Source organism: Cohnella fermenti (assembly GCF_004801405.1).
GTDB lineage: Bacteria > Bacillota > Bacilli > Paenibacillales > Paenibacillaceae > Cohnella > Cohnella fermenti.
In genome coordinates, this window is the sequence record NZ_SSOB01000048.1 from 58,069 (window position 1) to 70,043 (window position 11,975).

General features: G+C 46.0%; 13 protein-coding genes, 2 tRNA genes and 1 pseudogene. 10 read left to right on the top strand and 6 right to left on the bottom strand.

The window, feature by feature from the left end; all coding sequences use genetic code 11:
• Positions 1–217 precede the first annotated feature (217 nt).
• Complete coding sequence (locus tag E6C55_RS27555; protein ID WP_136373045.1) at positions 218–688, top strand: hypothetical protein; 471 nt, start codon at positions 218–220, stop codon at positions 686–688.
• Positions 689–746: 58 nt separating this feature from the next.
• On the opposite strand, the gene E6C55_RS27560 is transcribed toward E6C55_RS27555, so the two are convergent.
• Together E6C55_RS27560 and E6C55_RS27565 are read right to left on the bottom strand one after the other, a co-directional pair.
• The gene (locus E6C55_RS27560) at positions 747–1,811 is read right to left on the bottom strand and encodes a hypothetical protein (RefSeq protein ID WP_136373046.1); all 1,065 of its coding nucleotides are present in this window, start codon (positions 1,809–1,811) and stop codon (positions 747–749) included.
• Between the two features lie 227 nt (positions 1,812–2,038).
• Complete coding sequence (locus E6C55_RS27565) at positions 2,039–3,937, bottom strand: DUF927 domain-containing protein (protein ID WP_136373047.1); 1,899 nt, start codon at positions 3,935–3,937, stop codon at positions 2,039–2,041.
• A gap of 245 nt (positions 3,938–4,182) precedes the next feature.
• Here E6C55_RS27565 and E6C55_RS27570 point away from each other — a divergent pair, with 245 nt between their 5' ends.
• The 3 genes from E6C55_RS27570 to E6C55_RS27580 all read left to right on the top strand — a co-directional run bounded on the left by E6C55_RS27570 (position 4,183) and on the right by E6C55_RS27580 (position 5,901).
• Positions 4,183–4,377, top strand: coding sequence for a helix-turn-helix domain-containing protein (locus tag E6C55_RS27570; protein WP_136373048.1), 195 nt, complete (start codon positions 4,183–4,185; stop codon positions 4,375–4,377).
• A 106-nt stretch (positions 4,378–4,483) separates the two neighbouring features.
• Positions 4,484–4,759 carry a hypothetical protein gene (locus E6C55_RS27575; RefSeq protein WP_136373049.1) on the top strand — a complete coding sequence of 92 codons (276 nt, stop codon included), beginning with the start codon at positions 4,484–4,486 and terminating at the stop codon, positions 4,757–4,759.
• A gap of 2 nt (positions 4,760–4,761) precedes the next feature.
• Positions 4,762–5,901, top strand: coding sequence for a site-specific integrase (locus E6C55_RS27580; protein WP_136373065.1), 1,140 nt, complete (start codon positions 4,762–4,764; stop codon positions 5,899–5,901).
• A 201-nt stretch (positions 5,902–6,102) separates the two neighbouring features.
• On the opposite strand, the gene E6C55_RS27585 is transcribed toward E6C55_RS27580, so the two are convergent.
• Both E6C55_RS27585 and E6C55_RS27590 read right to left on the bottom strand, forming a co-directional pair.
• Positions 6,103–6,178 (bottom strand) — tRNA-Val (locus E6C55_RS27585).
• Positions 6,179–6,247: 69 nt separating this feature from the next.
• Positions 6,248–6,997 (bottom strand): hypothetical protein, encoded by a 750-nt coding sequence (locus E6C55_RS27590; RefSeq protein WP_136373050.1) that lies wholly within the window; start codon positions 6,995–6,997, stop codon positions 6,248–6,250.
• Positions 6,998–7,095: 98 nt separating this feature from the next.
• On the opposite strand from E6C55_RS27590, the pseudogene E6C55_RS27595 reads away from it, so the two are divergent.
• A pseudogene (locus tag E6C55_RS27595) lies at positions 7,096–7,651 on the top strand (Rpn family recombination-promoting nuclease/putative transposase).
• Between the two features lie 120 nt (positions 7,652–7,771).
• Here E6C55_RS27595 and E6C55_RS27600 read toward each other — a convergent pair.
• A tRNA-Val gene (locus E6C55_RS27600) sits at positions 7,772–7,847 on the bottom strand.
• 179 nt (positions 7,848–8,026) lie between these two features.
• Here E6C55_RS27600 and E6C55_RS27605 point away from each other — a divergent pair.
• Complete coding sequence (locus E6C55_RS27605; RefSeq protein WP_136373051.1) at positions 8,027–8,230, top strand: hypothetical protein; 204 nt, start codon at positions 8,027–8,029, stop codon at positions 8,228–8,230.
• 60 nt (positions 8,231–8,290) lie between these two features.
• Entirely contained in the window at positions 8,291–8,512 is a 222-nt protein-coding gene (locus tag E6C55_RS27610; protein ID WP_136373052.1) for a hotdog family protein, read from the top strand.
• Between the two features lie 186 nt (positions 8,513–8,698).
• Here E6C55_RS27610 and E6C55_RS27615 read toward each other — a convergent pair whose 3' ends face one another.
• Entirely contained in the window at positions 8,699–9,436 is a 738-nt protein-coding gene (locus tag E6C55_RS27615) for an MBL fold metallo-hydrolase (protein WP_136373053.1), read from the bottom strand.
• A 192-nt stretch (positions 9,437–9,628) separates the two neighbouring features.
• Here E6C55_RS27615 and E6C55_RS27620 point away from each other — a divergent pair, with 192 nt between their 5' ends.
• From E6C55_RS27620 to E6C55_RS27630, 3 genes are all read left to right on the top strand, one after another.
• Positions 9,629–9,862 carry a hypothetical protein gene (locus E6C55_RS27620; RefSeq protein WP_136373054.1) on the top strand — a complete coding sequence of 78 codons (234 nt, stop codon included), beginning with the start codon at positions 9,629–9,631 and terminating at the stop codon, positions 9,860–9,862.
• 87 nt (positions 9,863–9,949) lie between these two features.
• A complete protein-coding gene (locus E6C55_RS27625; RefSeq protein ID WP_136373055.1) occupies positions 9,950–10,531 on the top strand; it encodes a copper amine oxidase in 582 nt (193 codons plus the stop codon).
• A gap of 127 nt (positions 10,532–10,658) precedes the next feature.
• Positions 10,659–10,952 (top strand): DUF1292 domain-containing protein, encoded by a 294-nt coding sequence (locus E6C55_RS27630; protein WP_136373056.1) that lies wholly within the window; start codon positions 10,659–10,661, stop codon positions 10,950–10,952.
• Positions 10,953–11,975: the final 1,023 nt, after the last annotated feature.

An 11,975-nucleotide genomic window follows, 5' to 3' on the forward strand; every position in this document is an offset into this window, starting at 1 on the left:
GATTAGTAGTGTTTAAGGATGGTGTTTTTGAGAGCTGTAAAATAGGGGTAGTTATAGGCTTTGGATTCGTAGCTTTGAGAAAATGGATTTTTCGAACGTTCTGGGGCTAGGAATGTAACAAATTCGGTCTAACATAATGATGAAGCCGCAGACTTCCTTCAACGGAGTTTGCGGCTTTTTGTGTTGACTAAAATCATAGAAGGGAGTTAGGACAGCGTTGATTCCTAAAACAATAAACGAACTGAACCAAATAAGAGCCGAATGTGAAGGTATGGTTAATATGGGGGCAACTGTTTCGGCAATGTTGACTGTAGTTCCGGTTCCCGGAGTTGACACAGTCGGCGATGTGGCCATCATGCTTGAACTTTTGTCTACGATAAACAAGAGATTTGGATTATCCCCTGAGCAAATCGAACAACTTGATTTTGTAATGAAAGAGAAGGTTCTTGCAATAGCCATCACTACAGGGAGCCAATTGATTGGAAAACTCATAATCAGTGAAATCGCATCATTTTTATTAAAGAAGTATGGAACACGTATTTTGACCAGTCAGTTTCTCAAATTCATTCCGTTAGTCGGGCAGGCAATATCTGCTGGCATTAGTTTTGGAGCGCTGAAGAGTCTGGGTAATTCACATATTAATGATTGCTACAAAATATGTGAGCAACTCATATTGGGAGATAAATGACAAGGAAAAGAGGCGGTAAATTCGATATGATTACACGCCTCTTTTTTGTTCTACTGTTCTATTCAGTATAAAATGCCTCTGAGATTAGGGAGTGCAAGTTCTTGAGAGTAGGTATCCCCCATTGTTCGGGAATTGTAACAGGATTGATATTTAGCCTTCTTATTTGCTGTAGTTTCTTGTTAAAGTCATGAAGAATACGTTTTTTGCTAAAATCGTCAGGGTTACTTTTCTTTCCTCTTTCTTGGACTTGTTGAGTATATTTTTCTTTAGCGGCAGGAATACTGCCTGTCTCTTCAATTAATCGCAGCATCACTATAAGGCCAACAGGCCTTGATGTTGAACTCAAGACCAGTGCAATTGCATTGTTGATTGTATGATAGTCGCCTTTGCCGACAATAAGCTTATAATGATCCAACACCTTTGTTTTCAAGAAGTTCACGTTTAAAACTTCCATTAAAGGCTTGTTCACTTTTCGTACTTGTGTCTCGAAACGCAAAATATTTTTTGTCTCAGAGTAATCTATAAATTCGTCTTTCGACTTCTTCTCCTTTGCCTTTAAAGTGTTATACCTGTCATACCAATTTACAGTAACCTTGTTAGCCATTAAGTACACATTTGTCTTAGAGTTCCAATATTTACGGGAGTATTTGTTCTCAAGAAAATATTCTAAAATATGTCCTTTTTTGAACAGTTGAATGTAATAGGGGATGAGGGCATTGTCTACTTCGATATCAGCAACAGCTTCAATTCGTCGTACTTTCCACTTGCGGATGGATGGAACGGGAAGATTGAGAATATCAAGAATGATGTAGTCGAACACCAGCTCTGCATACTTAAACTCGTCAAGTGTTGTAGATTTATAATATCCGCAACAGTTAATTAATAATTGTGGCCGAAGGCGTACTTCAATAAAAAAGCTATTGTATTGTGATTTGCGAAGTCTGATTTCTTGCAGTCCATATTTCGAGAGTGCGTAAGTGATATAAACCCCTCTTTTTTCCTTGTTATCTTTGTGTAAAGGCTTTAAAGGAATATACTTTTTCAAATAAGCATCTAGTCTTGAATAGGTTAATTCGAACTCTGACTCGGTTAGAGAATACCTTACATAAAGCATATCTATCATAAATACTACCTCCTGCTCCCAAAACCTACGCCTGTGTGGCTTCCAGACCCATGACTAGCGTAGGGGGAGTACTTATTTAAGTTCAATTTGTGTGTTCGAGGACAATAAAAAAACATACGACGCAGTTCGCGTTGTATGTTTGATTGTTGTTTTTACTCATGTTGGATATCCTATATTTTTTGCGTTATTGGACGTTAATGCTAAGCTTCTATTTATCCCAATATAGTCTACCTTCTCTTTTTGATTTTTTGACCGAATTTGATTTTTTGACCGAATAGCCTAGTTGAACCCATTTTAATAGGAACTTCAGATATATTCTTTTGGTAAACAATATCTTTAATGTCAGCAATCTTGTTTGCTTTGAAATTTATAACTCGACACCGCTCGACTTTCCCCATTTTACGGTTAAGAGCACTAAAAGGAGTTGTTGTGCCATGTTCATTAAAACAAATGAGATTGTATTCATCGAGTAGCTTTGCTAGGTTTTTATTGCCAATCAAGGGTCGATCTCTTTGAGTATTACTAAGATGTTCTAGTACCATTGTATAGACAGTCTCCCAGTCAAGTTTCAAGACTTCTTGTTCCTTTTCTGTTCTCAACACGCCATAAACTTTCCTATTAAAATCTAACCTCGGGCTATTAAGTTCCACGATGATTTTATCTTCAAGTATTAACTCTTTTAACGCTTGCAAGAATAGTTCGACTTGAGGATCGAAAATGGTTTGTTCTTGATCTTCAAGTAATTCCCCGAATATTTTCTTTGCGTAACTGCACATATTGACAAAATCTTCAGGGGTTATAAATCCCATTTCCTTACCATATGACATGTAAAAATTAATGGCACAAATTTGATGTGCGAAGCTATCTGTATGGCGACCATGTGAATTGAATTTGTTGCCAAGTTCCGACCGCAGAGCTTCAAAATCTTTTTTATAGTCATCAATGAAACTAGAGTTTAGCTTAACGCTGAGCCATTCTAAATAATGTGAAATACTTGTTGGAAGATGGCGGTGGTCCTTATACTTGTCATATAGTTCTGCCTTAGAAGCATCGTATGTTTTAGAATCTTTTCTATTAAACAAGTTGTCCATCTTCACTCGGATAATACGTTTTTTTGAAGATTCGTTTTTGTTGTGAGTATCAAGAAATTTTTCGCCAGTAATCAACACCATGCCATCAGAAATATTGCTACTTGAGAATTGCCTGTCCGTTAGGTTTCGAATGATATCTTCAATTTTATTGATAACACTGTACTCGTTTTCCTTCGTTTTTGAGGTGCCGAAATCATCAATCACAAAGACGCAATCTTTATGCTCCTTAATTCCGGGCATTATGGTTTTTGTCTTATGAGCATCGGGACGAGTCATGTTGGTTTTTTCGTAGATGTTGGTAAAAAAAGTAGATAGTGTCGTTTTTCCATACCCAGTTTGACCTACTATCCAAAGTAAATAGTTCGGCGATAGCTCTTTTGATTCAAGTAGTGGAGTTGTAATGATTGAAGTTAGAAGAAAACTAAGTAATGAATAAGATAACTTATGGTTGCATATTTCTAGCATTTTAAGACTTTCTAAAAACGATTCTCTTGGACTTAAATGATCATCTTTACGTAAAGTAAATTCAGTGTTTGATGTAGAGATTTTTTCGTTGACTTCACCAATAATTCCGTCGCTATGTAAGAAAAACCATTTGTTTTCATATTTGTGCCATCCAATTTTATCGAATTCAATTTTTTGATTACTCTTCTTAGCGAACAATTCTATAAATTGCAGAATAGATCTGTAGTTTTTCTTCTCATTTGAATATACTTCGCAAAAGGGACTCCATTTAGTCCTAACCCACTTCGTATTAATTAAGTCAGAAATCGAAACTTCTATTCTTTTTAATCTCTTCTCATTTTTCAAAATACCATAAAAAACATACTTGGACTCCTCAACGTCTCCTGATTCAGTTACCCTAAAAATAATCTCAACTGGTATTACTATAAAATTAGATAAGGTGATTAGCTTTGAGTCTTCATATTTGCAAAGTTCACCATGTTCATTAATTGCAAAACCCGAATCATTAATTTTTTGCGAATGGACCATTATCCATTCTTTCACTTTGATATCGTCTCCAACAGAATTCATTTTCTTCCTCCATTGAAATAATCTGATTATATGAAAACAATCACCTAAAAAATATCATGAAATCAGATTTTTTTAAATAGCTATTACCAAAATTGAATGTCTGCTGATCCAATACGAAGGTTATCTAACGACATTCAGTCATATTTACTTCTAAGTAAGCAACATTTAATTGCCGCAATTTAGAACAGTCCCACATATATATTATAACTAGGAATATGACATATTTGGACGGGAGGGATAAGTAAATGTTTGCACAATATGATGAAGTACTGACGGTAGACGATGTGATGGAGGCATTAAATATTGGGCGTTCAAAGGTATATGAGCTTCTTCGGAGTAAAAAATTAAAATCGTTCAAGTTGAAAGGATATCGGATTCCGAAAGCTGCATTAAAGGAATTTGTACTCTCGGAATCTAACATGAATGCGAGCAACGATTAAGAAGTTGTTCTAACTGTATCTGGAAATATGAATCAAGCTGCGATCTTTTCGGTTGCAGCTTATTTCTATTTGTCTGAATGGCAATGTAAAGGGAGAACGACATTATATGAACAAGCATCTTTGGAATTTGCCAGAGAGTGAGGCCGGCATAGATCGGTTATTAGCGATTGCTGCTCGTCACGTTAAGCTTGCGCTGGAGTATTTAAACCGCAGTACCTCATATGAACGCAAGCAAGCTATTTGTATAGAGATAGCGGCATTGAGAGCAGAGAGAGAAGCGTTGCTACATGACTCTGAGCCTCCGCACGCCACTAATAAAATCTTATTGAATTCACTACATCCAATTAGAAATACAAGTCTAAATCAGGATGGAGCTGAATGATTATGGCAGGCAAAACTGTCAAGAAGGACGGAAAGACGTGGTACTTTGTTTTAACGCATGGGAAGAAGGATAATGGAAAACCGCAACAAATCAAAAGACGCGGCTATAAAACTAAGCAGGAAGCTCAGAAGGCGCTAAATGAGCTAGAGTACTCACTTACAAATGGAACTTACGTGAAGCCTAACAAAATGTTGTACAGAGAGTATATGGTGAATCATTGGCTAGAAGATAAAATAACCAAGGTCAAGAAACAAACCCTAGCAACGTATAAATGGCTAATTGTAGGCCATGTGCTGCCAGCATTGGGAGATATAGAACTCACTAAACTTACCCCGATGGCAATTCAGAAGTTCTATAATCAAATGACTAAAGATGAACAGTTGACCGATGAGAACATTCAGAAGATTCATACCCTCATCAACGACTCATTAAAGAAAGCAGAACGATGGGAGCTTGTTACTAAGAACCCTGCTTCGCTAGTAGACCGTCCAAAGGCCGTTAAGAAAGAAGTAATAGTGTGGGACGTAGATGAGGTTAAAACGTTCCTGAAGCATGGAGACAAGGGCAGCAGGTACTTTATTGCATTTTGGATTGCATTGACTTCTGGGGCAAGGCAAGGAGAAATCTTAGGGCTTCGTTGGCAAGATGTGGACTTTGAGAATAACTGCATTCGTATTACTCAAACCCTCAGTAGCGATGGGAAAGAAATACAGCCATACACGAAAACCAAATCAGGGACAAGAACGATCAATCTGCCTAAAGAGACAATGAAACGTTTGAAGAAGCATAAGCAAATGGTGGATCGGGAAAAGGAGAAGGCGGAACCTGGAACTTATCATGATATGGACTTGGTTGTATGTACGGGAAATGGAACTCCAACAAATAAGAGCAATCTGCGTCGAGCGTTCAGTGTGGCGATTAAAGAAGCTGGAGTTAAGAAAATTAAATTCCATTCAATGAGACATACACATGCTACACTGTTGCTTCTTCAAGGCGAGAATCCAAAAATCGTATCAGAACGGTTAGGACATGCAACTGTGCGCTTGACTCTTGACACCTACAGTCACTTGCTGCCAAGTATGCAGAAGGAGACAGCCGAGAAGTTCGGGAAGTTGTTGTTTAACAGCGAACAGGATGAATGACGTGATTAGTTTATCGTCAGTATTCAATAATCAAATTAAAGCTCACTCGTTCAATGGCGAGTGAGCTTCACCTTTTGGACGAAAAAGGCATTCTTGACCAAATCTTGACCAAAATGAAGGGAAGAGGACAAATTTGAGTCCGAGGAAAAAGATGTAAAAAGAAAGAACCCTTGAATATCAAGGGTTCCGAGCGTTTAAGTATGGTGATCTGAACAGGGATCGAACCTGTGACCCCTACCCTGTCAAGGTAGTGCTCTCCCAGCTGAGCTACCAGATCAAGTATTGTTTCGACTTGACCTATTATAGCGGCTCTTGCCGGGGATGTAAAGGGTTATTTTGAATTTTTTTACGGAGTGGCCGGTGTCGGCGTTGCAGTCTCCGTTGTGGTCTCCTTGGCTTGGTTCGTCTTGCTCCAGACGCGGTGAATGCGCTCCTGAATTCGCGCCTTCTCCTTCTCGAGCAGCTTGGCGACAAGCGCATCCTCGGAGATTCCCTTCTCCTTGCCGATCTGCGCGATCGTCTTGCCGTTCTTAAGCTCCTGGATCAGCGTCTCCGCAGGGATGCCGAGCACCTGGGCGGTCTCGTCGAGCCGCTTGGAGTGTCGATGACCTTCTCCCTTGTGACCCTGGCCGTTCCAGGAAGGGCCGGTGCCCTCGACGAGGCGAGTCGTATGTTCCACAAGGCGCTCGTTGATCTTCTTGGCTTGGTCCGTGGTCAGGCGGCCCGCCTTGACGGCTTCGGCAATCCGTTCCTTCTGCATCTTGACGAGCAGATCGATCACCTTCTGCTTCGACACGCCTTGGGACTTCGCGATGTCGGCGAGGGTCTCGCCGGCGCGAAGCCTGTTGCGAAGCGTCGTCTCATCCAGCTTCAGCAGCTTGAGCAGGGAGTCGGTCCCTTCCGAGCTGATGGCTCCCATCGCTTCAAGGTCGAGAGGCGACGGATGGCCGTGATGCTCATGGAGCGAGGCGGGCGGAGCGGCGTCCGTCTCCGCGGAGGCAGGGGAGGCGACAGGCGTCATGGCGGCGGACAATGCCAGCGCGAATGCGGCGGCCAGCAGAGGTCTCTTCCAGGTGTTGCTCTTGTTTGGATTCATGTTGTTCTCACTCCTTCAACAATCATTGTGGGTCAACAGGGCGAGAACTAAACCGGACGGCAATAAAAAAATAAGGGCCCTCGGGCAATCAAGGACCACTGCTTGATCCCTATAATGATTTTTTATTCAAACGGATTTTCGGAAGCGAGGAGAACAGAGACGTTCTGTTGGCCTTCTTGAACAAGACCTTTATAGACGCTGACAGGCCGCCTTTGACCGAAATCGTTCTGCTGAATCCCTATACGGAAAAGGATGCTCCTCGCGACAAAGCTTGGTGATCATGCGGCTCCTGTTGAGAGTGGCGGATTGGTCAACTGGTTACTCTTCTTGAAGGGTGCTGATAAATCCAATTGGGAGGTGCTGACGATGAATGAGCCGGTGTTGAAAAAAGCAATGGACACATTGGAGTTCCTAAGTCAGGATGCGATAGCCCGCCAATTATACGAAGATAGACAAAAGTATCTGCATGACGAAGCTTCTATGATTGAGGGAGCGATGGCAGAGGGGGAAGCTCGTGGTGAAGCCCGTGGGCAGAGAAAGAAAGCGATTCAGATGGCCCAAGAGCTTCTGAATCTTGGAGTTGAAGTAGCTATTATAGTCAAGGCATCTGGACTGTCTGAGGCTGAGATCATCAGTCTACAAGAGGAAAACTAAAAAAACATGGTGAAGAGTCAGTCCGATGGAGACTGGCTCTTCATGTTTATCTGCTATGTATGTTGGTTCCCATAAAGCAAAAAGAAGCCTTATGTATAAAGGCTTCTCTATTGTTATGTATGGTGATCTGGACAGGGATCGAACCTGTGACCCCTACCCTGTCAAGGTAGTGCTCTCCCAGCTGAGCTACCAGATCGCATCTCGTGAAGACAAATAGAATAATACCAAGCCCGGGCTCGGAAGTCAACCGATTTGCGGGGCGGATTTTTGCACAATAAACGCCAAATTTTTAATGCCGATTTGCTCCTAGCCAGGGATGAACGCCGCGCGGCCCGCGTACATATGAATAGCGACATTTATCGGGAGGCAACAACAATGGAGGAACCGGTATACCTGTTCGTCTGGCTGCTGGGGCTGTTCGGCTTGATCGGCTTCGTGATGGCGGCGGTAACGAATCTTGTTCGCAAGGATACGACGACGTACGACAAGAGGATCACCTGGCAGTGGAAGCGGGAGTGGGAGGAGGAGCGGGAGAATAAGCCGAAGGAGCGCGAGGATGGGGAGCGGGCGGCGGAATAAAGGAGCAGGTTCGGGGGCACCATGGAGCTGTATTCCAATTAGTCCAAGGAGCTCCATACGATGCATACGGGAAAATCAGCCTTCGGGAAACGAATCGTCCTCGGAGCGCTTGCGCTCGCTTCGACGGCGGGGCTTAGCGCGTGTCAGATGTGGTCCGGCGGAGCGGAGGAACGCGGGGTCATCGCCAGCGTGTACGGCAATCGCTCCCAAAGCGTTGTCGGCGACGTCTACAGCCGCAACTCCGACGCAGCGGAAGCGCCGACCTTCTCCGGCCGGTGGTAATGCCAGAGACGAACAAGCTCCGATTCCGGCCTTGACCGACAATCGGAGCTTGTTCGCGTGCTGGCGGCTATTCCTCCCACTTGCGGGAGTAGGCCTTGCCGGTGACCCAGATAATGCTGACGATCAGCAGCACGGCGATGACGCCGGCGATAATGTAAGTTGCAACCATGATGCTTCAACACCCTCCTAGTTTAAAGAGTATATCACATGCTGATCGACGAAGCTCATCCGTCCCGTCTTGCCTTCGAACGCCGGACGGTCGTCGCCGTAATGCATCAGGCGAACGCGCGACTGGATATCGTCAGGGAGCGTCAGTAGCTCGGGCAGCGTGGCGTGCACAAGCCCCGGCTCGTGCAACTGGCAGTCGTGGAAGATCGTCTCCACGCCCCGCTCGCGGACGAGATGCTCGAGCAACGCGGGGCTGAACACCATGTCCGCAGAGTAGAAGAACGTATCGTTGAACAGCATCGAGTAGCTGAGCTTGTCCGGAACATGACTCGTCCGCAGCAGCTCCACCCGGAGTCCGGGGAGGGTGTCCGTCGGAACGCCGGCGGTCAGAAGCCGAACGTCGAAATAATCCGACAGTCGGCGGAAGCCGTCCTGCTCCAGTCCCCCGCGCAGCGAATGCTCCCACAGCGGCTCCGCCAGCTCCTCCGCAAGGAAGAGAGGCACCTTGGTCCGGTACTTGTATAAATACTGGAAGGCCAACTCCTCAAGCCCGCCGATATGATCTGCGTGCACATGCGAGATAAGAATTCCATCGATCCGGTCGAACGATACGCCGAGCTTGTGCAGGGCCATCGGAGCGGTCAAGCCGCAATCGATCAGCAGCGTCCGGTCGCCGGAATAGAGAAGAGCGTTGTTGTTATAGTACGATTTAGCGAACGCGCTGCCGGTTCCGATCATCTGTATGTCCATCTGCAGCCTCCCCGTCCCATCTAGAAGCCAAGCGTGAATTCGACACGTTTACTCATAAATGTACCATATTTTGTATCGCTGCAAAAGCATTCGTTCCGAATTATCGGCCGCCCGTATTCGGAGCCGGCTTCTCACCCTTGATCGGGCGAGCGCATACCTTATCGAGGAGGTTAATCGCGAGCGTAAGGGGAATGCGACATGAACAAGCCGGCCGGCAAGAAGGTCATTAAGAAGAAGAAATCTCCGGACAGCGAACGTCCTCAGATGAAGGTGGTTACCTCCGACACGTGCGCCGCGTGCCGAACGCCCTGTCATCGAGGGTTGTCTTACCTGGCGAGAATGAGTCAGCCGGGCGCGATGGGGAACGGCGTTCCTTGCGTGCTGACGCTGCCTCCGGCGGCAAGACCGTCGTCGGCATTCGTGAATCATTAAAAAATTTTTAAACTCCGCGCAACTTTTCCCCGTGCGAGCGGTATAACCAATTGCATACAAGGAACTGGGCGATGGAGGGAATGACGGATGAAGTTCCGCAGGATTCTGATCTTGACCGCGGTGATGACGCTGGCATTCGGATCGGGCGTGTTCGCGGATACCATAAGCCAGAAGGTCAAGCTGATCTTGAACAAGCAAGAGGTATCCGATGCAGACACGGCCATGATCGGCAAGGAGGCCTACGTCTCCGTGAAGTCGCTCGGGGATCTGGTGCAAGGCATGGTGTTCTGGGACGACGACACGAAGAAGGCGACGATCTTCAAGCCCAACGTGCACATGTTCCTGATGGCGGGCTCCACCTCGTTCGGGACCGTCGCGAAGCAGAAGACGACCGACTTCCAGGTGTATGCTCAGATCGACAATCTGCAGACGAGCATCTCCAGCTTCAAGGTGACGATCACCGACCCTTATGGAGACAGCACGTGGATCGACGGCCGCAGCAGCAGCGACAGCAATTTTCCATCAGACAAGGATAGCTTCTGGTTCACGACCAAGGAGTTCTCCTACGAATTCAAATACACCGGCAAGTACACCGTGCGCTTCTGGATGAAGCCGACGGACAGCACTTCCATGCAGATTGTATCGGAGAAGATTGTCATCTCCAGATGATAGAAGCCGAATAGAACCGGGCGCCTTCTCTCTAGCAGGGAAGGCGTCTTTTGGTTTGACCGAGGTGCAAGGAAATGTTAGGATACCAAGGTAGGCAAATTCAATCGACTGAACGGGGGTTACACCCATGAGCGAACATGTACATGACGAGAATTGCAACCACGAGCACGACGAAGAAGCCGTATTTATCGTAACGGACGAAGACGGCAACGAACACGAGATGGTGCTTGTGTATACGTTCGAGACCGGCGATCAAGCGTATGCGGTCCTTCTCGACCGCAACGATCCGGAAGACGACGGCGTGATCTTCCGCATAGAAGAAGACGGGGAAGACGAAGTCCTCGTCAACATCGAGAACGACGAAGAATGGGAACGCGTGATGAAGGTGTACGAGGAATTGGTTGCTCAAGAAGAGGGCTAATTGTCGGGCTGGAATCGCAATCGTACGGCGAAGGGCTGATTCGGTATCCAAGGGGGATGCCGGTCAGCCCTTTGTGCACATATAAGAATCTATAAGTTTCGGGGTAGCCCATTTTGAATGGTGCGGGAGGGGCGGGCATCTCGCCGGATAGAGGAATTTATGTGAAATTTCACATTCGAGCGGCGCGATAACGGGCAGGGTGGACGATTCGATGTGAAAAATAGCCTATATAGAGAAAATTCCGGCTTCAGTTGCCGCATGTATGCTAAAAATCACATAAAACGCCGAGATCGCGGCTCATTCCAACCGATGAATGTGAAAAACCACATAAAATCGCAAAAGCCGGCGGATCAGAGGGCAAAAGGCGGCGGACCGGAGGGGGAAAGACGTCGGATCGGAGGTGCGAACAGCGTTGCGGGGAACGGTCAGGGCGCGATGTCTCGACCGTCTTTGTTATGCGAAAAACCGCTATGACGACCTGAACGGTTGTTCCCCCCTGCCATATGGGCTAACGGGGCGGGAGAGGAGCGCCGCGCCCAACGCATAGAGATCAGCTTGCCAGGCATCCGGTACGAGGCAACGCCTTCCCCCGCGCCTTTTCCCCTCTGGCGGCATTAGGTCTCCTCACCCGCTCGTTCAGGATGGGAAGGAGTGGGGATCACCCGGCGGTGGTCGGGGTGCGGCGAAGGGCCAAGAGGTTCCTGAGCCGTGGGGAGAAGAGGCATAAACGCGCAGAAGGGGGATAGCGCCTTGCTGCATGACGCTGGAGTCGATGGATATGAGTACAAAATAAGTGATGTTAAAAAGGAAGTCACGGGGTGGATCACCCGTGACTGGTGACTAGGCTCGCATAAACGGATACGCTCGCACTCAAAGGACGCCGTTAGGCGTTTTTCTTAACATAATAGAATTTATAACTTTTCGGGTGTGGAGTGGGTCTTCACGTTCTCTTTGTTGTTTGGTACATTTGAAACATGGAGCCGAATATTCTCAAGCGAATTTTGTTCGATGAAAGAGGCCACT

What these genes read in the sequence shown, in the direction of transcription:
- E6C55_RS27565 (WP_136373047.1), bottom strand. Translation starts at nt 3,937, where the DNA reads ATGAATTCTGTTGGAGACGATATCAAAGTGAAAGAATGGATAATGGTC.
- E6C55_RS27630 (WP_136373056.1), top strand. Translation starts at nt 10,659, where the DNA reads ATGAGCGAACATGTACATGACGAGAATTGCAACCACGAGCACGACGAA.
- E6C55_RS27605 (WP_136373051.1), top strand. Translation starts at nt 8,027, where the DNA reads ATGGAGGAACCGGTATACCTGTTCGTCTGGCTGCTGGGGCTGTTCGGC.
- E6C55_RS27560 (WP_136373046.1), bottom strand. Translation starts at nt 1,811, where the DNA reads ATGATAGATATGCTTTATGTAAGGTATTCTCTAACCGAGTCAGAGTTC.
- E6C55_RS27580 (WP_136373065.1), top strand. Translation starts at nt 4,762, where the DNA reads ATGGCAGGCAAAACTGTCAAGAAGGACGGAAAGACGTGGTACTTTGTT.
- E6C55_RS27575 (WP_136373049.1), top strand. Translation starts at nt 4,484, where the DNA reads ATGAACAAGCATCTTTGGAATTTGCCAGAGAGTGAGGCCGGCATAGAT.
- E6C55_RS27570 (WP_136373048.1), top strand. Translation starts at nt 4,183, where the DNA reads ATGTTTGCACAATATGATGAAGTACTGACGGTAGACGATGTGATGGAG.
- E6C55_RS27610 (WP_136373052.1), top strand. Translation starts at nt 8,291, where the DNA reads ATGCATACGGGAAAATCAGCCTTCGGGAAACGAATCGTCCTCGGAGCG.
- E6C55_RS27620 (WP_136373054.1), top strand. Translation starts at nt 9,629, where the DNA reads ATGAACAAGCCGGCCGGCAAGAAGGTCATTAAGAAGAAGAAATCTCCG.
- E6C55_RS27625 (WP_136373055.1), top strand. Translation starts at nt 9,950, where the DNA reads ATGAAGTTCCGCAGGATTCTGATCTTGACCGCGGTGATGACGCTGGCA.
- E6C55_RS27590 (WP_136373050.1), bottom strand. Translation starts at nt 6,997, where the DNA reads ATGAATCCAAACAAGAGCAACACCTGGAAGAGACCTCTGCTGGCCGCC.